At 45.9% G+C, this 26,230-nt stretch carries 25 protein-coding genes; 14 read left to right on the top strand and 11 right to left on the bottom strand.

Features of this window, described 5'->3' with window-relative positions; translation table 11 throughout:
• Positions 1–96 precede the first annotated feature (96 nt).
• Entirely contained in the window at positions 97–846 is a 750-nt protein-coding gene (locus C8D85_RS00860; RefSeq protein ID WP_133559470.1) for a DUF6597 domain-containing transcriptional factor, read from the bottom strand.
• Between the two features lie 261 nt (positions 847–1,107).
• Between C8D85_RS00860 and C8D85_RS00865 the strand changes: the two genes are divergently transcribed.
• The 6 genes from C8D85_RS00865 (at position 1,108) to C8D85_RS00890 (ending at position 8,913) form a co-directional block, all read left to right on the top strand.
• A complete protein-coding gene (locus C8D85_RS00865; protein ID WP_133559471.1) occupies positions 1,108–1,503 on the top strand; it encodes a hypothetical protein in 396 nt (131 codons plus the stop codon).
• Between the two features lie 54 nt (positions 1,504–1,557).
• Positions 1,558–2,898, top strand: coding sequence for a TolC family protein (locus C8D85_RS00870; protein ID WP_133559472.1), 1,341 nt, complete (start codon positions 1,558–1,560; stop codon positions 2,896–2,898).
• On the top strand, positions 2,895–4,436 hold the full coding sequence (locus tag C8D85_RS00875) for an efflux RND transporter periplasmic adaptor subunit (protein WP_133559473.1): 1,542 nt from the start codon (positions 2,895–2,897) through the stop codon (positions 4,434–4,436). Before C8D85_RS00870 ends, C8D85_RS00875 begins: the two co-directional genes overlap by 4 nt.
• 9 nt (positions 4,437–4,445) lie before the next feature.
• On the top strand, positions 4,446–7,595 hold the full coding sequence (locus C8D85_RS00880) for an efflux RND transporter permease subunit (protein ID WP_133559474.1): 3,150 nt from the start codon (positions 4,446–4,448) through the stop codon (positions 7,593–7,595).
• A 63-nt stretch (positions 7,596–7,658) separates the two neighbouring features.
• Positions 7,659–8,006 (top strand): copper resistance CopC family protein, encoded by a 348-nt coding sequence (locus tag C8D85_RS00885; RefSeq protein ID WP_133559475.1) that lies wholly within the window; start codon positions 7,659–7,661, stop codon positions 8,004–8,006.
• Between the two features lie 13 nt (positions 8,007–8,019).
• On the top strand, positions 8,020–8,913 hold the full coding sequence (locus C8D85_RS00890) for a copper resistance D family protein (RefSeq protein WP_133559476.1): 894 nt from the start codon (positions 8,020–8,022) through the stop codon (positions 8,911–8,913).
• A 194-nt stretch (positions 8,914–9,107) separates the two neighbouring features.
• Here C8D85_RS00890 and C8D85_RS00895 read toward each other — a convergent pair whose 3' ends face one another.
• A complete protein-coding gene (locus tag C8D85_RS00895; RefSeq protein ID WP_133559477.1) occupies positions 9,108–9,794 on the bottom strand; it encodes a GntR family transcriptional regulator in 687 nt (228 codons plus the stop codon).
• A gap of 168 nt (positions 9,795–9,962) precedes the next feature.
• Here C8D85_RS00895 and C8D85_RS00900 point away from each other — a divergent pair, with 168 nt between their 5' ends.
• Both C8D85_RS00900 and C8D85_RS00905 read left to right on the top strand, forming a co-directional pair.
• On the top strand, positions 9,963–10,997 hold the full coding sequence (locus C8D85_RS00900) for a trans-3-hydroxy-L-proline dehydratase (protein WP_133559478.1): 1,035 nt from the start codon (positions 9,963–9,965) through the stop codon (positions 10,995–10,997).
• Positions 10,998–11,145: 148 nt separating this feature from the next.
• Positions 11,146–12,066, top strand: coding sequence for a PDC sensor domain-containing protein (locus tag C8D85_RS00905; protein ID WP_244936868.1), 921 nt, complete (start codon positions 11,146–11,148; stop codon positions 12,064–12,066).
• A gap of 24 nt (positions 12,067–12,090) precedes the next feature.
• On the opposite strand, the gene C8D85_RS00910 is transcribed toward C8D85_RS00905, so the two are convergent.
• A complete protein-coding gene (locus tag C8D85_RS00910) occupies positions 12,091–12,978 on the bottom strand; it encodes a LysR family transcriptional regulator (RefSeq protein WP_211342109.1) in 888 nt (295 codons plus the stop codon).
• 107 nt (positions 12,979–13,085) lie between these two features.
• Here C8D85_RS00910 and C8D85_RS00915 point away from each other — a divergent pair, with 107 nt between their 5' ends.
• Positions 13,086–13,946, top strand: a complete 861-nt coding sequence (locus C8D85_RS00915; protein ID WP_133559480.1) for a DMT family transporter — start codon at positions 13,086–13,088, stop codon at positions 13,944–13,946.
• Between the two features lie 89 nt (positions 13,947–14,035).
• Here C8D85_RS00915 and yddG read toward each other — a convergent pair whose 3' ends face one another.
• From yddG to C8D85_RS00935, 4 genes are all read right to left on the bottom strand, one after another.
• Positions 14,036–14,923, bottom strand: coding sequence for an aromatic amino acid DMT transporter YddG (yddG, locus tag C8D85_RS00920; RefSeq protein ID WP_133559481.1), 888 nt, complete (start codon positions 14,921–14,923; stop codon positions 14,036–14,038).
• 83 nt (positions 14,924–15,006) lie between these two features.
• Complete coding sequence (locus C8D85_RS00925) at positions 15,007–16,026, bottom strand: ABC transporter substrate-binding protein (RefSeq protein WP_133559482.1); 1,020 nt, start codon at positions 16,024–16,026, stop codon at positions 15,007–15,009.
• Positions 16,019–17,461 carry a sensor histidine kinase gene (locus C8D85_RS00930; RefSeq protein WP_133559483.1) on the bottom strand — a complete coding sequence of 481 codons (1,443 nt, stop codon included), beginning with the start codon at positions 17,459–17,461 and terminating at the stop codon, positions 16,019–16,021. The genes C8D85_RS00925 and C8D85_RS00930 overlap by 8 nt, the downstream gene beginning before the upstream one ends.
• Complete coding sequence (locus C8D85_RS00935; protein WP_133559484.1) at positions 17,448–18,116, bottom strand: response regulator transcription factor; 669 nt, start codon at positions 18,114–18,116, stop codon at positions 17,448–17,450. Before C8D85_RS00935 ends, C8D85_RS00930 begins: the two co-directional genes overlap by 14 nt.
• Positions 18,117–18,235: 119 nt before the next feature.
• Between C8D85_RS00935 and C8D85_RS00940 the strand changes: the two genes are divergently transcribed.
• The 3 genes from C8D85_RS00940 to C8D85_RS00950 are packed head-to-tail and all read left to right on the top strand — an operon-like array spanning position 18,236 to position 21,154.
• Positions 18,236–19,213, top strand: a complete 978-nt coding sequence (locus C8D85_RS00940; protein WP_133559485.1) for a Bug family tripartite tricarboxylate transporter substrate binding protein — start codon at positions 18,236–18,238, stop codon at positions 19,211–19,213.
• 11 nt (positions 19,214–19,224) lie between these two features.
• Positions 19,225–19,659: a tripartite tricarboxylate transporter TctB family protein gene (locus C8D85_RS00945; protein ID WP_133559486.1), complete on the top strand. Its 435-nt coding sequence runs from the start codon at positions 19,225–19,227 to the stop codon at positions 19,657–19,659.
• 1 nt (position 19,660) lies between these two features.
• Complete coding sequence (locus tag C8D85_RS00950) at positions 19,661–21,154, top strand: tripartite tricarboxylate transporter permease (RefSeq protein ID WP_133559487.1); 1,494 nt, start codon at positions 19,661–19,663, stop codon at positions 21,152–21,154.
• Between the two features lie 56 nt (positions 21,155–21,210).
• On the opposite strand, the gene C8D85_RS00955 is transcribed toward C8D85_RS00950, so the two are convergent.
• Complete coding sequence (locus C8D85_RS00955) at positions 21,211–21,789, bottom strand: helix-turn-helix domain-containing protein (protein ID WP_162847513.1); 579 nt, start codon at positions 21,787–21,789, stop codon at positions 21,211–21,213.
• A gap of 100 nt (positions 21,790–21,889) precedes the next feature.
• On the opposite strand from C8D85_RS00955, the gene C8D85_RS00960 reads away from it, so the two are divergent.
• Entirely contained in the window at positions 21,890–22,828 is a 939-nt protein-coding gene (locus C8D85_RS00960; RefSeq protein WP_133559489.1) for a DMT family transporter, read from the top strand.
• On the opposite strand, the gene C8D85_RS00965 is transcribed toward C8D85_RS00960, so the two are convergent.
• Positions 22,817–23,611 (bottom strand): nickel/cobalt efflux transporter, encoded by a 795-nt coding sequence (locus tag C8D85_RS00965; RefSeq protein ID WP_133559490.1) that lies wholly within the window; start codon positions 23,609–23,611, stop codon positions 22,817–22,819. The two genes, C8D85_RS00960 and C8D85_RS00965, sit on opposite strands and share 12 nt — an antisense overlap.
• A gap of 131 nt (positions 23,612–23,742) precedes the next feature.
• Between C8D85_RS00965 and rcnR the strand changes: the two genes are divergently transcribed.
• Positions 23,743–24,015, top strand: a complete 273-nt coding sequence (rcnR, locus tag C8D85_RS00970; RefSeq protein ID WP_133559491.1) for a Ni(II)/Co(II)-binding transcriptional repressor RcnR — start codon at positions 23,743–23,745, stop codon at positions 24,013–24,015.
• Positions 24,016–24,067: 52 nt separating this feature from the next.
• Here rcnR and C8D85_RS00975 read toward each other — a convergent pair whose 3' ends face one another.
• Positions 24,068–24,841, bottom strand: coding sequence for a 3-hydroxybutyrate dehydrogenase (locus C8D85_RS00975; protein WP_133559492.1), 774 nt, complete (start codon positions 24,839–24,841; stop codon positions 24,068–24,070).
• 15 nt (positions 24,842–24,856) lie between these two features.
• On the bottom strand, positions 24,857–26,221 hold the full coding sequence (locus C8D85_RS00980) for a TRAP transporter large permease (RefSeq protein ID WP_133559493.1): 1,365 nt from the start codon (positions 26,219–26,221) through the stop codon (positions 24,857–24,859).
• Between the last annotated feature and the right edge of the window lie 9 nt (positions 26,222–26,230).

Consider the following 26,230-nt stretch of genomic DNA (forward strand, 5'->3'; position numbering starts at 1 on the left):
AATCCCTGAAACTTTAAGTTCTTAAAATCGTGTAAGCACTGAGTTAAAGGCGTTGTAACGCTCAGATAGGGTCAAAAAGACCGAGCTATCATAGGACTATTTTTTTGAAGATAATTGTATAAATCGGTCACTTTTATCGTGAGCCAACTGCTTTGGGGTCAAGCTAGAGTATTTTTTGATGAGCTTAATGTAGTGAGATTGGTCGTTGAATCCATCCTCTGGAAACAGTTCGCCTTCTTTTAGAGAATCAAAACTGTGACGGAATCTGAGGATATCGCAGTAGCTTTTTAAGGGTAATCCTAGCCATTTATTAAAATAGCGATTGATTTGTCGACTGCTCCAGTTCGCAGCTTCTGCAATATTGCTCACCGTGATGGCGCCGTTCGTTTCATAGATCATATCCGACATGATGCGTTTACGTGGATCCACACGCTCGTCTAATAGTGCTAGAAAATAGGACTCCAGCTTTTCGACAAACGATGGGAAATCCTCTAGATCACTGGATGATATATCTGCAAAGCCCCGATCTAAGGTGATGCGATCATTTAGTAATTCGGCTACGGGCTGTTTTAAAAGAAACTCCGCCGCCAGCAACTTTAAACGCACACCAAACAGAACCGACTGCTTAGGCATATAAGCCGATTGCGAGTGAGTCTCCAAGCCCACCAACGATGTGTGGATCGGAACCTCAGCATTGCGAAAGAAATACAGATCAATACCGCCATCAGGGAATGTAATTACCTGCTCATCAAGATCCGTTGGATTTTTCATCATCCAAAAGCTCTCAACAAAAGGCGCTAGCGATTCGCAAGGTTGGGCTGAAGCTGTGTTTAAAGCATCCGACATCGTTGTCTCATATGGGCATCGTAATGGAAAAACGATGGCATTTTACTCAGCATGGCAGGTTAGTTCCAGAATGTTGAACTGATCATATGCATTCATGATGGCTGAGTTACTAGGTCAAAATACACTGTCACGGACATTTCTTACTCAAGAGTGGTGAACTTTTCAGTATAAAATACTACTAAGTAGTTAGCAGCAATTGAAATTATGTGCGCTGTTTGTTTATAGTAGCCAAATTATTGATCCCGAAGCAGCTTTTATTTAATGATTGAATTAAGTATTAATAGAAAACAATTGGTAGCGATGGCATTCGTGCTGTTTGCTGTATTATTGTCTTCAATTAATTCGGTTAATGCTGCGATCATGTCTTTGGATATGACGTTCTCTGCTGCTTCACAACACAGCTCTGATGAGCATGACTCGTCTCATAGCTCCCATTGTGTTGAAACAACTAGTGCTTCGCATTGTGAATCAAGTCCTGATCAACATGATCATGCGCAATGCAGTGAATTGCACTGCAGTAGTGTTTCATACCCAGTCTCCACCGCGTTGCAAGATATTTTTCCCCCATCCAGTCATGTGATCATGTCTGTTTCGTCGATCTATTCCTCAGTTCCAAAGGCATCGCCCTATATGCCTCCAATAGTCGCGATTAAATAACGTCTAATGTGCCCTTTGTAGGGCGTTTCATTTGTTATTTTTTGAGCGATTTTTATGACTTTTTTAAAAATTGGATCTCTACGTGTATCGTCACGTGGGGTAAACGGCCGCTCGGTGATGTCAACGAGTGGGGCGGTCAGCCTTTTGCTAATAGGCCTGAATGCGCCAATTTTACATGCGCAAGCTTTGACCTTAGAAAGTGCCATTGAGTTGGCTATACAGAATGACCCTTGGCTTAAATCAAACCTGTTTCAAGAGCAAGGTTTTCGGGCGAGCGCTGTCTCGGCTAATCAACTGCCTGATCCTAAACTAACGCTTGGGTTGGCGAATTTACCGACCGACAGCTTTGACTTTCATCAAGAAGCTATGACGCAGGCTGTTCTGGGAGTCAGTCAGTCATTCCCAGCAGGCAAAACATTAGAGCTGGGTAGCGAAAAGCTATCAACCAAAGCCGATCAAACTTTTTATGCGAGAGAGAATCGAGTCGCGCAGCTTCGTCAAGCCATCTCTCAAATTTGGGTTGAGATGTATCGTTACGAGCATACCCTTAGTGTTCTCTCCGTAAACAAAACGCTTTTAGAAAGCTTAAAAGAATCTTTATCGAGTAGTTACAGCGCAAGATTGAATCGCGTGAACCAACAGGCTCTAGTCAACAACGAGCTGGAAATCGCAAAGATCGATGAACGAGCTATTCAAATTCAGCAATCCCTTCAACAAGCAAAAGCAAAGCTGAGTCAATATTCCACCGCTTTCCAAAACGTTGAGCAGCTTCAATTTGTTGCTCTGACGACAGAGTTACAAGCGGTTAAAGAGCTTGATGTTAGTCCTGACTCTCTTGCTCAGCATCCTGCCGTACAGTGGTGGAATCTTCAGCAGGATATCTATGAAATTGATCAATCTTTGGTAGAGCAACAATTTAAGCCTCAGTGGACACTAAACTTGGGGTATGGATACCGAGGAAGCGATCTTTCTGGGCGTGAAAGAGCAGATTTAGCGTCTGTCTCAGTCAGCATGAATCTACCTTTTTTCTCCCGCCAGCGCTTGGATGCTGATACTAAAGCAGCCATTTCATCTCAATCTTCAGCAGGCCATGAACGAGATCTAAAACTCAACGAGCTTAGTGCTCAGTTACAGTCCGTACAATCAGACCTAATGCTACTAGAGCAGCGGGTCAAGCTTTATCAAAACACTTTGCTGCCAGGTTACCGCAAAAGTTATGAAGTGGCTTTGAATGCTTACCGCTCAAGCGAGTCAAGTTACCGTGATGTTATGTTGTCCAAAATTATGGAAATGAATGCTCGTATTGAGCTCATTCAGCTGCAATCAGACCAGTTCAAACGACTCACTGATCTTCAATATTTAGCCACTCAATCTTTAGAAGGAGCTCAATCATGAGTGTTAGTCGTTATGCTTTAGCGATGATCGTTGGCGGTGTAGCAACCTATGGGGCACTGAACTTCTTTCCTGTATTGAATCATGATGTTTCCGCTGGTGTCAGTGACACCTCATCGACAACACAGGAACCGTTGTATTGGGTTGCCCCGATGGATCCTAACTACCGCCGAGATAAACCCGGAAAATCGCCCATGGGCATGGATTTGATTCCATTCTATGGTGATGATGCTCAGCAAAACTCGCCAGGCACGGTTGCCATTTCACCTGAGGTGGTCAACAACTTGGGAGTGAGTACTACCCTTGTAAAAGACAGTGTTCTTCAACAAACCATCAGCACAGTGGGTTATCTGCAGTACAACTCAGATCGTTTAATTCACATCCATGCGCGAGTAAATGGTTGGGTCGAGAAAAGCTTCATTACGGCGAATGGTGATGCGGTCGCAAAAGGTGACCCACTGTATGACGTTTACTCCCCAGAATTAGTGAATGCGCAAGAGGAATTGATCTTTGCTTTAAATCAGAAAGACATGGGACTGATCTCAGCAGCAGAAGAGCGTCTTCGTTCACTACAAGTCCCGGAAACCTTTATCAGTCAGTTAAAACGTCAGCGAAAAGTGTCGCAAACCGTACGATTTTTTGCTCCACAGAATGGTGTAGTCGATAACCTTGGGGTTCGTGAAGGCTTCTATATCACTCCTGGTATGACGTTGATGTCGATTGCTGATCTAAACGAGATTTGGCTGGAAGCGGAAGTATTTGAACGTCAGGCACACCTACTAGATGTTGGTCAAAAAGTGGAAGCGAGGACGGACTTTCTACCCGGAGAAGTACTGCAAAGCGAAGTAAGCTTTATTTACCCAACTATCGATGAAAAGACGCGTACCGTTCGAGTCAGAGTCCGTTTAGACAATCATGATTTACGTCTTAAACCGAACATGTTCGCCCATCTAACGATTGATGCAAAAGAACACCAATCGACGCTGGTGATCCCAAAACAAGCCTTAATCCGCGGTGCTAAACAAGACCGTGTTGTACTTGCACTAGGGGAGGGTAAGTTTAAATCGATTGCTGTGACGACTGGCCGCTATGGTGATGATGACGTTGAAATTCTTTCTGGGCTCAAGCGCGGTGATCTGGTTGTTACGTCGGCTCAGTTCTTATTGGATTCTGAATCCAGTAAATCTTCAGACTTTATGCGAATGGCGCCTTTATCAGATGACTCTGCTGACATGGACCACTCTGCTCACAGCCCCATGTCGGCCGAGACAGAAATGTCCGATAGCAAAGCATTAGAACCTGCAAAAAACGTTTGGGTTGCCGCTCGAATCAATCGCGTGGATTTACCAGCCCGTAAGGTAAACGTTGACCACAGTGCTATCCCAGATTGGAAATGGCCAAAAATGACGATGGATTTTACCGTAGCAGAATGGGTTGAGATGTCAGAACTTCCGATTGGCAAAAACATTCAATTAGAAATCACCAAAGAGAGTTCAACGAAATTCTCAGTGACCGATTTCTATGATGCGGATGCGCAGTAAGGTGACATTATGATTGAAGCTGTGATTCGATGGTCCATCCATAATCGGTTTATGGTGTTGCTAGCCAGTGCCATGCTAGTTGGTATAGGTCTATTTTCCTTGAAAGAAACGCCTGTGGATGCGATTCCTGACTTATCTGACGTGCAGGTCATCATAAAAACAAGCTATCCCGGTCAGGCACCGCAAGTGGTAGAGGATCAAGTGACATATCCGCTGACCACGGCCATGTTGTCAGTACCCGGAGCGCAGACAGTACGCGGTTATTCTTTTTTTGGTGACTCATACGTCTACGTGATTTTCGATGAAAACACAGACATGTATTGGGCTAGAAGTCGAGTGCTTGAGTACTTGAGTCAAGTTGCCCCTTCATTACCTGATAATGCAAGAGCGCAGCTAGGCCCCGATGCGACAGGGGTTGGTTGGGTATATTTATATGCTTTAGTGGATCGGACGGGACAACACGATTTAAGTCAATTACGCTCCCTGCAAGACTGGTTTTTAAAGTATGAATTGCAAACAGTACCCGGTGTGTCGGAAGTGGCTCCCATTGGCGGTATGGTCAAGCAATATCAAGTACGAGTGAACCCAGATAAGTTGCGGGCACTCAACATGCCTTTGACGCATATTCAGAACGCCATACGTCGAGGGAACCAAGAAGTTGGTGCGTCTGTGATCGAAATGGCAGAAGCTGAGTACATGGTCCGGGCTACGGGCTACATCCAAAGCGTTGAGGACATTGAAAGCATTCCACTTGGTGTCAATGACAAAGGGATTCCCATCACACTAAAAGATGTTGCTGACATAGGCATCGGCCCACAGATGCGCCGTGGTGTCGCTGAACTCAATGGCGAGGGCGAAGCGGTTGGTGGTGTAGTGGTTATGCGCTTTGGAGAAAATGCCCAACGGACCATTGATGGCGTGAAGGCAAAGCTAGAAGAGCTGAAAAAAGGTCTACCTGAAGGTGTCGAAGTCGTTACTGCTTATGATCGATCAGGTCTGATTGATCGTGCGGTGAACAACTTATGGACCAAGCTTTTAGAAGAGTTCGTAGTCGTTGCTTTGGTCTGCATTGTCTTTCTTTTTCATGTGCGCTCGTCTTTGGTGGCGATCATCAGCTTGCCAGTGGGGATTTTAACCGCATTCATTGTCATGCATTGGCAGGGGATCAACGCCAACATTATGTCACTTGGCGGTATCGCGATTGCCATTGGTGCCATGATTGATGGGGCCATTGTGATGATCGAAAACCTCCACAAGCATATGGAACGGGAACCTCTGACTCGTGACAATCGATGGCAGGTGGTGGCTCGTTCGGCATCCGAAGTAGGCCCTGCATTGTTTTTCAGCTTGCTGATCATCACGGTAAGTTTTGTGCCTGTGTTTACCTTAGAGTCCCAAGAAGGCCGAATGTTTGGGCCTCTGGCTTACACCAAAACCTACGCCATGGCGGCGTCTGCAGCGCTAGCGATTACATTGGTTCCTGTTCTGATGGGATACTTTGTACGAGGCAAGGTACTACCAGAGCATAAAAATCCAGTAAACAGACTGTTAATTGCTGGCTACATGCCTTTACTAAAAAGCGTTTTGAAATACCCCAAAACAACGCTATTACTGGCGTTAGTTGTATTGGCGGTTGGGATGTGGCCATTGGATAAGCTGGGCAGTGAGTTCATTCCAAGCTTGGACGAAGGTGATCTCATGTACATGCCAACGGCTTACCCAGGAATCTCCATTGGTGAAGCTCGTCGGGTTTTACAGCAAACCAACAAGTTGATTGCGACGGTGCCAGAAGTGGAATCTGTGTTCGGTAAGGTAGGGCGAGCTGAAACCGCCACGGATCCAGCACCACTAACCATGATTGAAACGTTTATTCAGCTTAAAGACCATTCTGAATGGCGTCCAGGTATGACGACCGATAAGCTGAAACAAGAGTTGGATGGCTTGGTACAAATCCCCGGCATCACGAATGCTTGGGTTATGCCCATTAAAACTCGTATTGATATGCTGGCAACAGGTATTAAAACGCCTGTCGGGATAAAGATTGCTGGACCAGATTTGAATGTCATTCAAAACATAGGTCAACGCTTGGAGAAAGTACTAGGGCCAGTTCCAGGGACGGCATCGGTTTATTCTGAAAGGGTAGCGGGTGGGCGCTACATTAAAGTCGATATCCAACGACAAAAAGCAGCTCGATACGGTTTGAATATTCGAGATATTCAGGAACTGATCGCCTCAGTGGTCGGTGGTGTCAATGTTTCAACATCTGTTGAAGGCCTTGAGCGCTACCCGATTAATATTCGTTATCCGCAAGAGTACCGTGATTCCCCTGAACAACTGGCACTTTTACCTATTGTGACGCCAACTGGCCAAAGTATTGCTTTGGGTGACATTGCTAATGTCTATGTTGAGGACGGTCCTCCAGGCCTAAAGAGTGAAAACGCTCGCTTAAATGGTTGGACGTTTGTTGATATCGAAGGCATGGACATAGGCCGCTATGTCGCTAATGCCAAAGAGGTGGTTGCACAACAAGTGGATATTCCTGCGGGATATTCTGTTACCTGGTCTGGACAATATGAGTATATGGAGCGGGCCAAGGAGAAACTGACCTATGTAGTGCCTCTAACCCTGCTGATCATCATTGTGTTGCTGTACCTAAACTTCAAGAACATCGCCGAAGTTGCCATCATCATGGGTACTTTGCCTTTGGCAATGGTCGGTAGTGTGTGGTTAATGTATCTCCACGGCTTTAACTTTTCTGTGGCGGTAGGAGTCGGTTTTATTGCTCTTGCTGGTGTTGCGGTAGAAATTGGCGTCATCATGTTGGTCTATTTAAACCAGTCATGGCGTGATACTCAGCAAACGTGTGCCGAGAAAGGTGTTGAGCCTAGAGAAGAGACGCTTAAGCATGCAGTGCTGCATGGAGCAGGAATGCGTGTTAGGCCCGTCATGATGACTGCAGCGGCAGTGATTGTGGGTTTACTGCCTATTTTATATGGCTCCGGTGCGGGTTCAGAAGTAATGAGTCGGATCGCCGCACCTATGGTTGGTGGCATGATTAGCGCCGTAGTGCTGACATTATTGGTATTACCCGTTGTGTATTTCTTATGGAAACGCTCCACCCTTGCCAAGACGGCGAGCACGAAAGAATTAGCTGAATAAGCTGAGATCGGTGCTCGCCAACCATTGAGGTGAGCACCTTATATTGAATGAATGAGGTGAAACATGAAAAAACAATCTTTCCTATTAGGCTCTTTTGCACTTGTGGCATCAGCGAATGCTTTTTCCCATGGCATGATGAGTATGATGTACCCAGAAGATGGGGCAATGATGATGAGCCAAGCTGAACGTGTAGAAATGCACTTCAAAGCACCTGTTAAATTAGTAAGTTTGAAGGTTGTTCCTGAAGGTGGCGCACCATTGCCTCTATCAATTGACCGCTCTGCGCCAGCAACCGAGCATATTATGGTGAAACTTCCACAGCTAACACCAAATAACTATACGGTCCATTGGAAAGCCATGGGGACTGATGGGCATATGATGAGCGGTTCATACGGCTTTATGCAGCATTAATTAAGGAGGTGGCATGTTATCGTCGTGGGAGGTGTTGCAGTTTATAAGCCGCTGGGGACTGTACTTATCAATATCAGGTACGGTTGGCGGCATTGGCTCCATGCTCTTGCTACGACAATGTGCCACCGAATTAACCACCAAAATTGAGCGTTATGTTTGGCTAAGTAGCGCAGCAGGATTCGTTTTAAATTTGCTGTATTTCTGGGCATTTATCGGTGGAGCGCTTGATGCATCATTTCAGCAATCATTTGATAGTGAAATGGCGACGTTTCTCTTGAGCACTCCAGTGGGCAGCTTTTTTAAGTATGGTGCGTTAGGCTATGGAGGGATCTTTATTCTGCTCAGCTTAAGCAGAACTTACCCAACGAGTATTTCGCTTTGGCGATCTTATTTAGGCATCATCAGCCTGGTCTTTTTGAGCGTATGGATAGTATTAGGTTTTGCCCAAATTGGTCATTCAGTATCACAGCATTGGCTTATTTCTTTAACTCTGGTGCTTCATATTCTTGTTGCCTCTTGGTGGGTTGGAAGCTTGCTTCCACTGATATGGTTATGTAAGGGCGAATCAATGGTTAACACCAAATCAGCACTTGATCAATTTGGGAAAGTTGCTGCGGCCCCCGTCATTTTGTTGTTGGTTTGTGGAACCCTAATGGCCATAATTTATATGCAAGGCAATTCATGGTTTCGCTTCGAATACGGTCAATTTCTATTGGTAAAAGTGACTATTGTATTGATGCTGCTACTGCTAGCGTTTCATCACAAAATACATCGAGTACCAGCTATAAAAAATCTGAGCACCTTAGTGAAAATGAGAATTTCAATATATGTAGAGCTTGCAGTCTGTCTGATAATTTTCCTTTTAACAGCCTACTTATCTACATTTATAGGACCTCCGGGGCATTGATTTCTTTCACAAGACTTTTGCAGCTACTATGACGGAAGGAAATCAATAGCTCGTTTCAACGATGCTAAAAAACAAGAACAGGCTTACGCTGACGGTTACTTTGATAATAAAGGTCGATTGCTTCCTTCCAATGTTGGAAGGGAATTTCTTCCGGTTTGCTCAAAACAGATTGCTTGAGTAGCGGCCATATATCTTTACTTAGAGTCTGGGGGCAAAAACTCTAACAAAGAGCGTTTTGCATGTTTCACATGTTGGAACATTAGCTCGGCTGCTCCCGCGGCATCCTTTGCACGGCACAGTTCAATTAAGGTGTGGTGTTCATCTACTGCGCGATCCGCTCCATTGGAAAAAGACAGCTGGGCGCGTAAATATCGCTCTGTTCGGTCATAGATGGTGTTCAATACACTCAAATGGAAAGTCATATCTGAAGCCTGGAATAGGGCATGGTGTAACTTTCGATTCGTGTCCGTCCAATCTCCAGACGTTTTTGCGCTAGCAAACTCAAGACAGTATTTCTCCGCCTCATCGATCTGATCATCGGTGAGGTTTGGCACCGCTTTTAACATCACCTCACGCTCCATTAACGCTCGCAGATCGAACATTTCCTCTACTTCTTTTAGAGAAATGCTAGCAACCACAGCGCCTTTATAGCGAATGGTTTTGACTAAACCTTCTTGTTCGAGGCGGTTGATCGACTCACGAATGGGGATACGACTAGTACTGAATTTCTTCGCCAACTCCTCTTGTTTCAATGGCGTACCGTCTTTCAGTTCTCCAGTAATGATCGCTTGTTTAAGCGTTTCAAACACAATACTCGAGGCTGAGCCTGCTTGAGAGACATCAATGCCTTGGAAGTGGTGAAGGGAATCGGATTTGGCCATGAATCAATGCTTTAGCTCGTGAAATCAAAGAAAGCATTTTATTGAACCAGAAAGGCAATGTATATAAATGAAAATTGGTTATTGTAGATTGGATCCAATATTGTTAGGTTTCGCTTTATTGTGTTTGTCACAACAACAAATCAACTTATTTCACAAAAGGAAACTTCAATGAGAACCACAAAAGTCGTGCATGTTGTGTCTTGCCACGCAGAAGGCGAAGTCGGTGATGTGATCGTCGGCGGTGTTCAACCTCCTCCAGGTGAGACACTTTGGGAGCAGCGTGAATGGATTCATCAGGATCAGACACTGCGTAACTTCGTTTTAAACGAGCCCCGTGGCGGTGTCTTTCGTCATGTAAATTTGCTGTTGCCTTCTAAGCATCCTGAAGCCAGTTACGCGTGGATTATTATGGAGCCAGAAGATACTCCCCCCATGTCAGGCTCAAACAGTATCTGTGTTTCAACCGTGCTGTTGGATACTGGCTTAGTGCCAATGGTGGAACCTGTCACGACAATGACGCTAGAAGCGCCAGGTGGCTTGGTGAATGTCCGTGCGGAGTGTTCTGACGGCAAGGCACAACGAATCTTCGTTGAAAACGTACCGTCATTTGCATGCGAATTGGATCAAAAGCTAGAAGTGCCAGAAGTAGGTACTTTAACGGTCGATATTGCCTACGGTGGTGACAGCTTTGTAGTGGTTAACCCAGAACAACTATGCATTGAATTGGATGCCATCAACGCGGATAAATTGGCCAAAATAGGGGCGGAAATCACTGACGCGGCTAACGACCAATTGGTGTTTAACCATCCCGAAAAAGATTGGAAACACTTCTCTTTTTGCTTGTTTGCAGGGGCTTTAGCCAAAACAGAAACAGGTTACGAAGCGCTGTCGGCAGTATCGATTAAACCAGGCAAAATTGACCGCTCCCCGACGGGGACGTCCGTTAGTGCACGTATGGCTATCCTTCACCAGCGTGGACAAATGGCGGTAGGGGACACGTTTAAGGCTGTCTCATTAATCGGTTCAACTTTTACAGGCAAGATTCTTCGTACCTGTAAAGTAGGCGAACTTGATGCCATTGTGCCTGAAATCTCAGGAAGAGGCTGGATAACAGGTACTCACCAACACATGTTAGACCCATCAGATCCTTGGCCAGAAGGTTACCGTCTAAGCGACACATGGCCGAACCATAAACAGAAGTGAAGTCTAAAATAATAGAGCTTATGCAAGCGGTGCTGCTTTAGGTGGCACCGCTTTTTTTTAAATTAAATCAATGCATTCATTCAATGAATTGTGAAAATAATTTAAAATTATAAAAAAATAAAATCATTAAGTTAGCGAATACATTTCAATGCATAATCACTTCCTTTTACTCGATAAATACCGAAAACACGAGCGCACCATACGAGATCTGTTGGCTTCGATCACTACCAGTTTAGATTCCATGGCATTGCTTAAAAGTGAGCAACAGCAGATTGCGACAATCAATGATTTGAGTCGTTCCTATCCGTTTATCGAACTGATGTATAGCCTCGATCAACATGGAATTCAGCAGTTTGAGACGGCTTTAAGTAAAGGCGTGACGGCGGCCAAGAAGCGTCACTTCAGTAAAGGCACGGATCGCAGTCATCGACCTTATTTTTTAGAAGCACAAAACAGTTCCAATTCAACTGTGGTGACTGCGCCATATTTATCGTCAGCGACGCACACGCTTTCATTATCGTCAGTGCAGCATTTGGTGGACGAAGAGGGCAATGATCAAGGCTACTTGGTGATTAACTTTAATCTGCCTAAGTTAGTAGCTTACTTGTTAGGTAACGTGCGTCAAAATGCATTACATCCCTTCTTTCAGAGCATATATGCTTTGATTGGTGCCTCGCTTATTGGGGTTGCCATCTGGTTGCTTGGTGCATCGTTCTATAGCTTCTTAAATGTGTTTGATGAACAACGCAGCGCGCCGGATATTTCCTTTGGCATTGTGGTCATGTTGACCTTGTCATTAGCGATATTTGATCTTGGTAAAACCATCCTCGAAGAAGAAGTATTGTCGAGTAAGGACATTAACCACTATCAGTCTTCACGTAGAACCATTATGAGGTTTATGTCCGCGATCATTATCGCGGTAACCATCGAAGCTCTATTGTTGATGTTTAAATCGGTGTTGAGTGCGAACGTGCAGAATATTCAATTTGGCGTCTGGATGCTGCTTTCAGGAGTTGGTTTGTTAGCAGGGCTTGGTGCGTATCTGAGGTTAAGCCGTGAAGACGGTTAATATTAGGCAACGCTCAAACCCTTATTAGGTCTGAGCATTAAAAGAGTAGTCACCATTAAACGGTGTTTTTATTATCAGCTCTTCGATTAAATCGACCAGGGCGGAGCGTTTATCTTCTGCTGGGCTTTTGAATACAGCTATCTCCAGAGCGGGTAGTGTTGGCAGTGCCTTATGGTTCACCAGGGGTAAGCGTTCAGGTACAGAGCATTTGGTCAACATGGATAGTGCTATGCCGCTTTGTGCGGCGGCGATCTGACCTGCAATGTAGGCGCTACTGTAAATGATTTTATAGCCGCCTTTTAATTGATCGAGAACTCCGGTGATTTTCTTGCGTGCTTCGCTGCCAAATTCATACATAGCGACAGGAAGAGGCTTGGATTCATCCCATTGGTAAGGAATATAGCCAGCCCAGACAAGTGGTACGGTCGCTATTTTTACGCCTCTGTCAGTTCTGTCTTGGGTGATAATGCCTATGTCTATTTCACCTTTTTCGATCCGTGGCACTAGGGTAGAAGAAGGCTCGCAGACAAAACTAATTTCGATTTGAGGGTAGGCCTCATTTATAGCTCTTAATATGGCCGGAAAGAAACTCACCGCATAGTCGTCTGGAATGCCCAAGCTGATTTTCCCAGTTAGGTCTTGTTCTTTCGCCATGACAAGGGCAGAGCGATGGGCTTTTAAAATATTGTCAGCATGGATCAGAAACTCTTGTCCCAACGTGGTCAATGTAAGGCGTCTGACTTCTCGATGAAATAACTCGCCATCTAGAACGGATTCTAAGTTTTTTATGTGCATGCTGATGGCAGACTGGGACCGATTCAGCAAGGTGCTGGACTTGGTCATGGAACCTGTTTGGGCCACCGATTTGAAGGTTCGTAACCACTGGATTTCTAAGTCTCGTTCAACATTCACAATGATGGTCCATTTATCTATTCGATTTTCGGGTAGAGTATGGTTGTATTATGCATTTTACGGGACGAAAAAACGCTGCTATTGTCACTTTTTTTAGGGAGTGCTAAATGACAACAACGAAAAATCACGCAGTTTTACTGGTTCATTTGAGCACAGCGTTATTTGCGTTATCGGCCGTATTTGCGAAAAACATGGAGGTTTCTGTAACCAATATTGTTTCCATGAGAGCTCTGCTGGCGGCGTTAGCGTTGGGTCTGGTGTTGGCTTTCTTCAAGAAGAATCAGTGGCGCAGACTGAATGTAAAGGAGTGGGGCCATTTAATTACGCTCGGTGGGCTTTTGGCGTTGCACTGGCTGTGCTTTTTCATCGGCGTTATAGAAGCCGGGATCGCTGTAGGGACATTGGGCTTTGCTTGTTTCCCAGTGTTTGTCGCACTAATCAATAAAACACTCTACGGGCCCATCATTTCTAAATACGAATGGCTCTGTATCAGCGTGATTATTGTCGGCTTATCCATCTTATCGCTTGATAGCTTCTTAGATTCCGACAGCCTGCTGGCACTGGCTTGGGCGATCGCTTCAGGGGCTTCCTATGCGGTCATACTGGTTTACAACCAAAGAGTGTCAGTAAAGGGTTCAGCGATACAATCATCGTGGATACAGTTTGTCAGTTGTGGATTATTCGCATTGCCATTTGGAGTCAGCTCTTTGCCTGCCATCAATGCCGACGATGTTGTTGCACTGATCGTAATTGGCTTTTTGTGCACGGGTGTTGCTTACACAGTACTCACCAAAGCACTGCAATCTGTGCCATCGTCCAAAGCCGCTGTTGTGATTACTCTTGAGCCAGTTTGGGCGATTCTATTTGCGGCGCTATTAGGTACTGTGCCAACCGTAAGCGTTTTGATCGGTGGTGGACTGATTATCGCCGCAGTGACGGCGAGAACATTAAAAGTGTCGGATGTTTAAAATGTTTTATAGCTCATAGGATTAAAGCTCATATTTAATCGCCAGTCGCATAGTAGCATTACTGTAGACACTATAGTTACTCTACTATGTTACTGGCGATTAGGATTCCGGGTAGCAACCCAGCCAAGAATAGAACCAAAGCTAACCATCAAAGCCCCCATCCAAAAGCTTTGGTTCAGTTGTGTGCTGAGATAGATGGATGCGAAGACCGAGGAAAGCACAGGCGTAAAGTACGAAAGCCCCGCTAGCAGCGTGACATTTCCTCGTTGTAAGCCAATATTCCAAAAGGCGTACCCCAATCCAATCGCCAATGAGGCACAGGTAATTTCAATAAGAACACCAAGGCTTACTGAAAAGGCGGGCGCATCCTCAAGAAAGTATTTTGTCCATAAAACGATGGCCGTTGCGGCAAAGAAAGCCGTCACGCTTGAGGATTTTCCTTGGGTCAGTGTTGGTGTTGCTACACAGTAAAGTGACCAGAAAATAGCACCTAGAAAAGCCAATAAATACACCGTTGGATGACTGGCAATGCGTTCTGTTACCGCGCTGAGGTCAGGTGCCGCCGTGCCTGACAATACGGTATAAACACCCCACAATGAGCAAAATAGCCCGGGCCAAAGTAACCATTTGGCAGGCTTTTTCAGCACAAACACCGCTAAAACCGCCGTCAGTGGTGGCCATAGGTAATTTAAAATACTGACCTCAATGGCTTGTGTCGGACTGCTTGATTGGCCAATGGCTAATGCCAAGCAGACTTCATAGCTGACAAACAGCGTCCCGCCGATAATAAAGTAACGCGGTGTGATTTTTCTAAGGCCTAGCCCTCTGCCATGAATCATCAACAGCACAGCGGCGAAGGAATAAATCAGAGCGGCGCCAGCGGTTGCTCCCACTTGATCGGTAATGCTGCGAATGAGCCCGACAACCACGCTCCATAACACGATAGCAAGTACACCAATAAACGTTGCTTGATTCACAAATGCATCCTTTCAGTGAGATGTTTAGGACTGTTCTCTATACAGTGAGCATGGAGTTTAACTTTACCTTATTAAAAAATACATCAATCACCTAAGGCTTGAGACCAGCTGTTTAGAAACTGCGTTTTTTTGTGTTGATCTAAATACAACAAAAGCTCGGGAGCTAGGCGAATGGGGTGAAAGTTGGTGCTGCTGTTGAGCTGATTTTCGGGATCGTTATGAGAGCCTAGCGTCCGATCTAATGGCATTAAAGCCGTGTTGTTGGCGATGGTTTGCTGGCCTGCTGGGGATCTTAAGTAAGCAATAAAGTCCGCACCCAGTTCTGCCGCCTTAGCGTCACGATGCACAAAGGCAGAGCGCACAATCACCAAAGCGTAGTCCTCAGGAACAATCACGCCAATGTGTTCATTGTTCATGGCTTTTGCCATGGCATAAGAGCCCAGCAAGTTGTAGCCAAATACCAAATCACCGGTTGTCAGTCGAGTTAGTAATAAAGACGTACAGCAATGAATATCCGCCCGTGCTCGACCTAAGCTTTCCTGTAGACGCCCTGTAAGGCTAAACGTGACCTCATCTTGAGAGGCAACCAAATAACCTAACCCTGAACTGGCGGCGTCATAAGTTCCAATGCGTCCTTGGTAAAATTTCGCCTGTTCCCTTAGCTGCTCAGCTAATGCTTCATGGGTATGGGGAATGGATCTGTTTTGAAACGACTCTTTATTGTAAACGAATACAATTGGTTCATAGGTAAAGCCAAACAGTTCGTTGCTCCATTGTGCCCAAGGTTGGTGGCTGGAAACATTCGGCACGTCGTAAATAGGTTGTGCAAAGCCATCATTGACTAGTTTTACTTGTAGATCTGAAGCCGAGCTGATCACCACATCAGGGGGCGGCAATATCGGATCGAGCAATTCATCATAGAGTTCTTGGGTATTAAACTCCCGATACAGAATGGTGGCCTCAGGGTTTAAGGTTTCAAACTCATGCAGCAATGGGCGAATCGCACTGATGTCCGTGGCACTGTAGATTCGTAGATTCGATTCTTGTGCCATCAGCGGCAACGAAGAGAAGAATAAATAGCATACAAAGGCGATTCTAAGCATCGTTAGCGTCCATTATATGAGGGAATGAAAAACACACAGCGAGTCCACCTAGTTCGCTTTTAGATAGCAAGAGTTGGCCTCGATGGGTTAACGCAGCACTTTGTGCGATAGCAAGCCCAAGACCAGATCCCTGAGTGTTACGGCCTACTTTAACGAAACGCTCTAACGCTTGGCTCATCATACTTTCCGGTATACCAGGACCATTGTCTTCCACCCATACTTGATGATTTTCCTGCCTATAATGGAGACTGATGCGGATGATCGCTGTCGTGTTTGAAGTATGGGAGCCATGCTGGACAGCGTTATCAATGACGTTTCGCAAGGCTTCTTTTAACACTAACTCGTCACCTAATATCTGCACATCGTTGTGCGGCGGAACGTATTCGAACTCTATATCCGTATGGGCGTAGTCCCGCACGGCCTGAGTGATGACGTCTTGCAGGATCTTTTGCATGGTCAATACAGAAAATGTTTGACGATCACCGCGATGAACGATGGTGGCATGGGCCAACAGCTGATTGGTTAATCGGGTAAGCTTGGTATGGTCTTTATAAATCTCGTTAATGGTATTTTTATCAATTTGCTCGTTATCTGAGGTGAGAGCAATTTCTAGCTGTGCTTTCGTGGTGGCTTGTGCGGTTCGGATTTGATGAGAGGCATCGGCAATAAAATCACGCATAGCCGCCAATGCACTCAGCCATTGTTGACGATAGTCGTTGATGGCTTGAGTTAAGGGCGCAACTTCAAGCATCTGGGTTGTCGGTAGGTTTTGCTTATCCATTGGCGATTGAGTTTTGAGCTGGGAAGACAGCCAATTCAAAGGGGACAATGCGCGATTGATGGCGATCCACATCACTAACAAAGCCGTGCCCATTACCACCATTAGCGTTGTTAGAGCGGCGTAAAGTGTGTCCCGCATCTGAGCGTCTCTTGCTAGGGTTGTTTGGCCCAAAATAATAGTGACATTGCCTGCCACTGAACGCTCACTCAGGCGTTTTTGGCGAACGATAAAACGCACTTTCTTCCCTTTATAGGTGTGCAAGGCGTAATGAGGTTCGATTAGATCCGCTTGTTGGTCAGTTAGCTTTACGGGCAGGTCAAAATATCCACTGAGAAAATCAGCGTTAGGCCCGTAAATGGCGTAGTAGACCTTATCGTCTGGGGCCAGTTGTAAAATTTCGAACGCGGAATAGGGTAAGTCGATATGAACCTGATTTTTGGCCACATTAATGCCGTCTAGCATGGTGACGCTTGCACTGGATAACAGTCGATCATAGGAATAGTCTGCGCTGGTATTCGCGTAATGCCAAACGCCCACACTCAGTATGGCTAGAACGGTACACATAAACAGCGCCGTTCTTGTCAACATTCGCTGGCGTAAGGAATACTCCTCAGAGGATGAAATCAGAGCGAGTATTTTTTCAATCGTGGACATGCGCTAAATACCCCAGACCACGGACAGTCTTAATGATTAATGTGGAGCCTTGAAGTTGTTTTCGTAACCTCGTCAGTGTCTGTTCAACCGCGTTAGGGGTGTAAGCTTCATCGAAATTGTAGAGCCGATTTGCGATGTCATCTTTGGTCAGCATGCGATCAAGATGGGTTAAAAACAGCTCAAGCATTTGTACTTCTCTAGGGCGAAGCTCAATGATCTCTTGGTTGACCTTGACGACTTTGGTCGCACTGTTAAAGCTTAAATTACCGCAATGAATTTCATTATCGGACTTGCCTCGCTCCCGACGAACCAGTGCTCGACAGCGCGCCGCCAGCTCTCTTAAATCAAACGGTTTGACCAAATAATCATCGGCGCCTAAGTCTAGCGCACTGACCCGATCATCGACTTCGGCACGGGCGGTTAGAATTAAAACAGGAATCGAGTTTTTTCTTGATCTAAGTGACGTTAGCAGCTCAAAGCCACTTTTTCCTGGCAAGTTCACGTCAAGAATCAATACTTCGATGGTGTCATGAGCCAAGATGGATTCCGCTTTTTCAGCACTGTCTACCCAATCAATGGCATGTCCCATTTCAGAAAAATACTGGACAATGGATTGTGCTAGTCCTTGGTTATCTTCAGTGAGCAACACTCGCATATTCGCTACTCTTTTTTGTTTTTTTATTCGGTGTCAGTTTGATGTCAGTTTCAACGCTTACTTTTACGCTACTGCGTTTTTGGGCGCAGAACAATAACAACAAAAGTGGAGCTTTGTTAATGAAGACTTTCAAAAAATCCTTACTTGCTATTTCAATCATTGGTCTAACGTCAACGGCGTTCGCCTACGAACCTTCCAAACCGACGTGTATCGCCCCAGCGAAACCGGGTGGCGGTTTTGACTTAACTTGTCGTGTGGTATCAACGGGGTTCGAGCGTGCTGAATTGTTGCAAAAGCCAATGGCGGTAACATTTATGCCGGGTGGTGTTGGCGCAGTTGCTTACAACCACATCAACAAAGTGAATCCAGATGATGGCGATGCGTTGGTTGCTTTTAGCTCTGGCTCACTGCTTAACCTAGCGCAAGGTAAGTTTGGCAAAGGCCTAGATGAGAACGATGCCCGTTGGGTGGGCACAGCCGGTGTGGATTACGGTGCCATTATGGTCAAGTCTGATGCTCCTTGGCAGACCTTAGGTGAGTTGGTGGAAGACATGCGCAAAGACCCATCGGCTTTCGTATTGGGCGCTGGCGGTGGTGTTGGTAGCCAAGATTGGATGAAAGCAGCAATTCTGATGAAAGCCTCTTCTATTGATCCGAAGAAAATGCGCTACGTAGCCTACGAAGGTGGCGGTGAGGCGGTAGCCGCGCTGATGGGGGGACATATCAAGGTTTACCCAGGTGATATCGGTGAAATGAAAGGTCAACTGGATGCCGGCAAAGTTCGTGTGCTAGCAGTGATGTCTCCAGAACGTTTAGAAGGCGAGTTTGCCTCGATCCCAACTGCCCATGAGCAAGGCTTTGATGCGGAATGGACCATCATGCGTGGTTACTACCTAGGGCCAAAAGTGTCCGATGAAGCGTATCAATACTGGTCAAACAAGTTTGCAGAAGCCTACAAAACGGATGCATTCAAACAAATCGTGGCGGAAAAAGGGCTAATGCCATTTTACATGCACGGTGCGGCGTTAGATGAATACGTAAAAGTTCGAGTTCAGGACATGCGTGAGCTTGCTAAAGCAGCTGGTTTGATCAAGTAATGAGGCTTTTTATGTTTGACCGCCTATTTGCTGGCGCTCTGTTAGGTTTGTCCGGGCTTATTGCCTGGACAGCTTATCACTTTGAGGTAGCGTTTCAGTATGAACCCCTTGGGCCAAAGGCCTTCCCTCTAATTTTATCTGCTGTCTTAGCAGTGTGTTCTGTTTGGTTAATCATTAAGCCGAGTGCAAACAAGTGGGCACCCACGGGTGCTGTGCTGGTCAAGTTAATCAGCGGTGTTTTGTTGATGACTGGTTACGCATTTCTGTTTGAGAAAGCCGGATTCATTATCTCGACAGCCATTGTGGGTACGGTTTTTTGCGTGCTGTTCGGTGAGCAAACCAAACGCGCGGTGCTGTACTCAGTGACGTTAAGTGTTGTGAGCTATTTTGTTCTGAAACATGTTTTACAGTTAAACGTACCGACCGGTATGTTATTCGGAGGTTAGTATGGAAACACTCGACTTTTTAGCGACGGGTTTTTCTGTGGCTCTCGCTCCTATGAACCTTGCCTTGGTGCTGATCGGCTGTTTTGTCGGCACACTGATTGGTTCGTTACCGGGTATCGGCCCAATTAATGGTGTGGCCATTCTATTACCATTGGCTTATGCCATGGGCTTTCCTCCAGAATCGGCGCTAATTCTATTAGCAGGGGTCTATTACGGTGCTGAGTACGGTGGTCGTATCTCTAGTATCCTGCTTAATGTCCCAGGTGATGCAGGGGCCATTATGACTACCTTAGATGGCTATCCTTTGTCGCAAAAAGGGGAAGGTGGAAGAGCGTTGGCGCTATCTGCGGTTGCCTCCTTTATCGGAAGCATGGGCGCATTGATCCTGATCGTGCTGTTTGCGCCTTTGCTAAGCGAACTCGCACTTAAGTTTGGCCCGAGTGAATTTGTTTGGTTGATGGCGTTTGCCTTTACCTGTCTTGCTACCATGGTTGGTAGCCGCCCTTTAAAAACAACCGTTGGGGTTGTCATCGGTTTATTGTTGGCCACTGTGGGTGTGGATTCAGGCACCGGCGTGTTGCGCTTCACCATGGATATTCCGAATTTCTATGATGGTGTGGATTTCTTGGTGGTTGTCATCGGCATGTTTGCGATCAGTGAAGTGCTGATTTTGCTGGAAAACTGGCTGAAAAATGACATGAAGCTCACGCCCGTTGGCAAAAGCTTTGTCTCAATGAGCGACTTGATTGCGGTGAAATGGGTTGTGCTTCGCTCTACTTTGATTGGTTTTGTCATCGGTGTTTTACCAGGTACTGGGGCGTCAATTGGTAGTGCGGTGGCGTACGGCACGGAAAAGCGTTTTGCTGAAGGTAACGATGATCAATTTGGAAAAGGAGATATCCGTGGTTTAGCGGCTCCTGAAGCGGCCAACAATGCATCAGCCGCAGGCTCCATGTTGCCTATGTTAACTCTGGGCATTCCTGGTAGCGGTACAACAGCGATTTTATTGGGTGCGTTGCTGATGTTTAACATCACACCTGGACCGCTTTTGTTTGAACAGCAGCCAGAAATCGCGTGGGGTCTGATAGCATCCATGTTTGTCGGCAACATCGCTTTACTGGTTATGAACTTGCCTTTGATCGGTATGTTTGTGCGATTGCTTTCGATTAAGCAGTCTTATCTAGTGCCTATTATCGTGATGCTGACCTTTATCGGTATCTATTCGATCCACGGTGATAGCTTTGATCTGTACTTCATGGTTTTGTTAGGCGTCTTTGCATTCATCTTGCGTAAACTAGGTTTTTCTTTAGCGCCAGTGATTTTAGGTCTGGTACTGGGTGAGGTGTTAGAAGAAAACCTTCGTCGAGCTTTGTCTATCAGTGGCGGCGAATGGAGCATTCTGTTTAATGGACCGATCTCTATTTCGCTTGCGGTGGCGACCCTAGTTGCTGCGACAGGGCCTTTTATCTACAAGGCATTAAAGCCGAAACAATAAACTTTACGAACACAAGTTCATCATTTAAGCCACTGATCTAGACGGTCAGTGGCTTTTTAATTTGATCTCACTACAACCGCATTACGAATAAAGCGAGCAGGGGAGGTTTGTTGATTAACATAGCGATAGCGTTGATCACTCGGGTAGCTGATAGATTGGCCAGCCTGAAGGACATGGGTTTGATCGCTAAGTTCTAGATGTAAGACACCTTCGATGATGTAAAGCATTTCATAGAAGCCTTGTGGGTCTGGCTCTGCCTGGTAACAGTCGCCTGCAGCAAGTTTCCATGACCACAGTTCCACTTCATTTTGCGAGATGACTGAGCAGCCTAAATAGGCTTCACTGCCAGCTTTCGCACCTTTCCAAGTCAAAATCTGCTCTGGCTGGGTCGTGTTGTCGATAGCAGGACGAACAATTTCAGAGAACGTCACGCCAAGCACCATGGCCAGTTGGTTTAATTTTGCGAGGCTGATGTTGGCTTGACCATTTTCAATGGACGCCACCATTCTGCGGCTAACCTCAGATTGGTCGGCCAGTTGTTGCTGGGTCAATTGGCGCTCGTTACGAAGGCGCTTTACATTTTCAGCCACGAACTCCAAGACAGCAGGAGTTTCGGCAGGGTTTGAGTCGGACAAAGCAAACTCCATAAAAATTGCATGTGCAGTATATTGCACAATATGCAAATGAGTGTTAATTTGTGCACTATATTACACAAATCAATAAGAGTTAACAGCTATGTTTCAAAACACAGTATTGCCATGGTTGGCCCGTTGGATAGGCCCTAAAACCGCTTTGCTTATGGTGACAGTGGTCTGGGGGGGGACGTTTGTGGTGGTGAAATTTGGCCTGACTTTGAGCTCTCCCATGTTTTTTGTGGCGTGCCGGTTTCTTGTAGCCGCTTTGGCGATTGGACTGTTGTCCTATCAGTCGCTAAAACGCACCACCAAAGCCGACTTAATAGCGGCCATGGCCATTGGTTTGTCTATTACAGGTGGCTACGGCGCACAGACCGTGGGTATGCAGTACATCACCAGTAGTGAGTCGGCGTTTATTACGGCTCTATATGTTCCTTTGGTGCCATTTATCTTGTTTCTGGTGTTCAAGAAAGTCCCTCATTACATGACCTGTATCGGTGCCTTGGTCGCCTTTATGGGATTGGTAGTGTTATCTGGCGGCGGTTCCAGTTCTCAAACTATGAATTTTGGTCACATCATCACGGCGCTCAGCACCATCGCGCTGGCGATTGAGATTATTTTAATTAGTCACTTTGCACCCAACGTGAACCTTAAAAACGTCACGATCTTACAATTGTTCTTTGCAGCGGTGTTTGCCTTTATCAGCATGCCAATCGTCGGTGAAACAGAGCTTCCTGAGTTCTCTTGGGCGTTAGTGGGCATCATTGGCGGATTGAGTATGGCCAGCGCCATTATTCAGCTCACCATGAACTGGGCACAACGCAGTGTGGATTCTTCTACTGCTGCCATTATTTATGCGGGCGAACCGGTTTGGGCTGGCATCATTGGACGTATAGCGGGAGAGCGACTACCTGCGATGGCATTACTAGGCGGTGTATTGGTAGTGATTGGACTATTGCTTAGCGAGCTTCGACCAAAGCGTAAAAAAGCCTTGATCGAAACCCCAGCAGAGCAAGTCAACGACGCATTAGAAAAATAGTACGCTGGCACCGTGCCAACACATGTAAACGCCGACAACACAGATCAGTGCGCCTGATAGATAGGGCGCGCGGGTCGCAATGCGATTAAGCCCTGACCAGCGTTGTTGGGCTTTACGAGCGCCAATCGCCGCAATGACTCCGACCGATACTAATGTCAGAGCCAGTCCTATGCTGAAAGACAAAACCATGGTTGAACCAAGGGCAACTTCTTTCAATTGAAGACAGATCAAAAGCACTGTTACTGCGGCAGGGCATGGAATAAGCCCACCCGTCAGGCCGAAAATAAGAATCTGCAGGTTAGTCGCAGGTTTGTTTTCAAAACGCTGTTTGATTTCCATTGCATGGGCACGCTCATGGTCATCAAAGTAGATTTCCTCTGGCACATGACTATGATCGTGGTGGTCATGGTCATGGTCATGGTCATGTGAATGATGGTGATGATGTGCTTGGCTGCGCTGAGTTCGCCAAATCATCCAGCTACCCATGATCAAAACAATCCCTCCTGAGAGCAACTGAATCCATGGTTCAACATGGGTGGCGGTGAGTTGATTACTGACATATAAACCGCCTAAAGCAATCAACCAAACCACCAATGTATGTGAAATCGTCGCCGCCAATCCGAGCATAATGGCTTGTTTGACGGTGCCGTGAATCGCCACAATAAATGCCGCCATCATAGTTTTTGAGTGACCAGGCTCTAAGCCATGCAAAGCCCCCAACAGGATCGCGCTAGGGATATAGAGCCATGCATTGCCATTTTGTAGAAGTGAAACAAAGTCCATAGAAAAGTCTTTTAAAGTAAATGTTGAGAAAACTATACCCCCCCTTAGTATAAAATACTATGGGGGAGTATAATTATCCTGCTATCTTTGCCAGTACAATAGGCACTGTTCATTCATCAATAGGTTTGGCTATGTCGCATACGATAAAAGACAAAAAGAAGTTGCTTGCACGTGTTAGTAAGATCCAAGGCCAAATGAATGGTTTGAAAAAAATGCTAGAGGAAGACGGCGAATGTGAAGCCGTATTACAACAAGTGGCCGCAGTAAAAGGTGCGGTGAATGGCGTGATGCGTGAGCTGATCAAAGGGCATTTGGTGGAACACATCGCTGAGCAAGAAGACGCTCAAAAACGCGAACAGGATATGCAAGTCATCCTAAAAGTATTGGATTCTTACATTAAGTAATGATGTAACGCCCCTTAACCAATCAAAGCTAAGAGGCGTTAGTTATGGGTTATTATTGGCAGGTATAGCCGCCATCAATCACAACGGCTTGACCAGTGATGCCTTTCGCGGAGGCGCTGGTCAAATACAAGCAGTAGTCCGAGATCTCTTCCACCTCCAGTAATCGTTTTTGCGGTACCAAAGGCCAGATGACCTCTTCTAAAACTTCCTCTAGAGCGACACCGCGGGTACTGGCTAAGTCTTTAAGCTGATTACGAACCAAAGGAGTGTCAACGTACCCTGGACAAAGAGCATTGACGGTCACACCATAAGGGGCTGCTTCTAAAGCCGCAACTTTAGTCAAACCAATGACCCCATGTTTTGCCGAGTTGTAGCCCGCTTTTCCAGCGAAACCGATTAGACCGTTGATTGACGCCATATTGATAATACGGCCAAAGCCTTGTTCCTTCATTAATGGCATCAGTTTCTTAATGGCCACGAAAGGGGCAATTAGCATGATATCGATTAACTGGCGATAACGCTCAGTAGGGAACTCTTCGATCGGTGCCACATGTTGAATACCTGCGTTATTGATCAAAATATCTACTTTGCCAAAATGCTCAATTGCTCGATCCATCGCATTTTCAAAATGCACTTCATCCGTGACATCACTCTGCAATAAACAAAGCTGTGTGGAGAAACGGGTCAGGTCTTTAGCGACTTGATCCAAAGCAGTTTGGTTAAAGTCGATAATGGCAACATTGGCGCCTTGTTTAAGAAACGCTAGTGCGATTTCAAGGCCAATTCCGCTGGCTGCGCCAGTAATTAAAACGGTTTTATGTTTCATAACGATTCTCTTAAATTAATTCCCATACATCGATTGAGGCAGCCACAGCACAATATCAGGGAAGTAAAACACCAAACTGACCGCTAAAAGCTGAATTAAAATAAATGGGATGACGCCTTTATAAATATCAAGGGTGGTGACATTTGGCGGTGCGACACCTTTCAGATAAAACAGTGAGAAACCGACCGGAGGCGTTAAGAAAGAGGTCTGTAGTGCCAGCGCAAACAAAATCACAAACCAGACCAAGTCAAAGCCCAACTCGACCACAACAGGGCCTACTAATGGCAGTAAAATTAAACTGATTTCTAACCAATCTAAGAAGAAGCCTGCCACGAACGTGATTAGCAAAATCACGATCACAATCCCCGCCGCTGACAACGGGATACTTTGTAGCATTTCACTGATGAACTCATCACCACCAAGGGTACGTAGCACCACAGCAAAGGCGGTTGCCCCTAGGAAGATACCGAATACAAACGCCGTAGTGACTGTGGTTCGACGACAAACATCGGCCAACATTTCAAACGAAAAACGCTTATTCACGATCGCGAGAAGAGTGGCCCCCAAAGCACCAACGCCTGCCGCTTCGGTAGGAGAGACAATGCCAAGGAAAATGGAGCCAAGCACCGCTAAGATCAAACCTAAAGGTGGTAATACCGCAAGCAAGGTTTCTTTAATAAGCCCCCAAGTAACAGGCGGTAAATCCGTGGGTAACTCACAAGATTTAGGGTTCAGAAATGCGCTAGAAATGACGTAAGCAATGTACAAAAAGCCCAGCATCAATCCTGGCATCAAGGCTCCCATAAAGAGGTTGCCAACGGAAAGCGACAGTTGATCCGCCATAATAATCAACATAATACTAGGGGGGATCAAAATCCCCAGCGTGCCGGAAGAGGCGACAATGCCACTGGCAAAGGATTTAGAATAGTTCTGTTGCAGCATGACAGGCATAGACAGCATCGCAAGCAGCACCACGGATGCACCTACGATGCCAGTGGAAGCGGCGAAAAGAATGCCAATCAAGATAACGGAAACGCCTAAACCACCACGAAAACGGCCAAACAGTCGAACAAAGTTGACCATTAACTTTTCGGCAACACCGGAGCGTTCCAGCATCAGTCCCATAAAGATAAACATGGGGAGTGCCACCAGTACCCAATTACTCATTTGTGCGTAGATACGTTGAACAAAGGTGCCGTATATACGCCAATTGGTCATGTAGTAAGTGTCCCAATCAAGGTATTCGTAGCCAATAATGCCTACACAACTAAAGACCACGGCTAACCCAGCCAAAATCCAGGCAACAGGAAAACCGGTGAAGATTAGGGCAATGAAGCTTCCTAGCATTGCCATAACAAGAATTTCATACGTTTCAAACATGTTTGGCTC

This window comes from Marinomonas communis (genome assembly GCF_004363305.1).
GTDB lineage: Bacteria > Pseudomonadota > Gammaproteobacteria > Pseudomonadales > Marinomonadaceae > Marinomonas > Marinomonas communis.

Coding starts and splice junctions, on each gene's coding strand:
- C8D85_RS00950 (WP_133559487.1), top strand. CDS start 19,661: ATGGAAACACTCGACTTTTTAGCGACGGGTTTTTCTGTGGCTCTCGCT.
- C8D85_RS00940 (WP_133559485.1), top strand. CDS start 18,236: ATGAAGACTTTCAAAAAATCCTTACTTGCTATTTCAATCATTGGTCTA.
- C8D85_RS00860 (WP_133559470.1), bottom strand. CDS start 846: ATGTCGGATGCTTTAAACACAGCTTCAGCCCAACCTTGCGAATCGCTA.
- C8D85_RS00885 (WP_133559475.1), top strand. CDS start 7,659: ATGAAAAAACAATCTTTCCTATTAGGCTCTTTTGCACTTGTGGCATCA.
- C8D85_RS00890 (WP_133559476.1), top strand. CDS start 8,020: ATGTTATCGTCGTGGGAGGTGTTGCAGTTTATAAGCCGCTGGGGACTG.
- C8D85_RS00960 (WP_133559489.1), top strand. CDS start 21,890: ATGTTTCAAAACACAGTATTGCCATGGTTGGCCCGTTGGATAGGCCCT.
- C8D85_RS00945 (WP_133559486.1), top strand. CDS start 19,225: ATGTTTGACCGCCTATTTGCTGGCGCTCTGTTAGGTTTGTCCGGGCTT.
- C8D85_RS00905 (WP_244936868.1), top strand. CDS start 11,146: ATGCATAATCACTTCCTTTTACTCGATAAATACCGAAAACACGAGCGC.
- C8D85_RS00935 (WP_133559484.1), bottom strand. CDS start 18,116: ATGCGAGTGTTGCTCACTGAAGATAACCAAGGACTAGCACAATCCATT.
- C8D85_RS00925 (WP_133559482.1), bottom strand. CDS start 16,026: ATGCTTAGAATCGCCTTTGTATGCTATTTATTCTTCTCTTCGTTGCCG.
- C8D85_RS00865 (WP_133559471.1), top strand. CDS start 1,108: ATGATTGAATTAAGTATTAATAGAAAACAATTGGTAGCGATGGCATTC.
- C8D85_RS00980 (WP_133559493.1), bottom strand. CDS start 26,221: ATGTTTGAAACGTATGAAATTCTTGTTATGGCAATGCTAGGAAGCTTC.
- C8D85_RS00895 (WP_133559477.1), bottom strand. CDS start 9,794: ATGGCCAAATCCGATTCCCTTCACCACTTCCAAGGCATTGATGTCTCT.
- C8D85_RS00965 (WP_133559490.1), bottom strand. CDS start 23,611: ATGGACTTTGTTTCACTTCTACAAAATGGCAATGCATGGCTCTATATC.
- C8D85_RS00900 (WP_133559478.1), top strand. CDS start 9,963: ATGAGAACCACAAAAGTCGTGCATGTTGTGTCTTGCCACGCAGAAGGC.
- C8D85_RS00975 (WP_133559492.1), bottom strand. CDS start 24,841: ATGAAACATAAAACCGTTTTAATTACTGGCGCAGCCAGCGGAATTGGC.
- C8D85_RS00915 (WP_133559480.1), top strand. CDS start 13,086: ATGACAACAACGAAAAATCACGCAGTTTTACTGGTTCATTTGAGCACA.
- C8D85_RS00870 (WP_133559472.1), top strand. CDS start 1,558: ATGACTTTTTTAAAAATTGGATCTCTACGTGTATCGTCACGTGGGGTA.
- C8D85_RS00930 (WP_133559483.1), bottom strand. CDS start 17,461: ATGTCCACGATTGAAAAAATACTCGCTCTGATTTCATCCTCTGAGGAG.
- C8D85_RS00875 (WP_133559473.1), top strand. CDS start 2,895: ATGAGTGTTAGTCGTTATGCTTTAGCGATGATCGTTGGCGGTGTAGCA.
- C8D85_RS00880 (WP_133559474.1), top strand. CDS start 4,446: ATGATTGAAGCTGTGATTCGATGGTCCATCCATAATCGGTTTATGGTG.
- rcnR (WP_133559491.1), top strand. CDS start 23,743: ATGTCGCATACGATAAAAGACAAAAAGAAGTTGCTTGCACGTGTTAGT.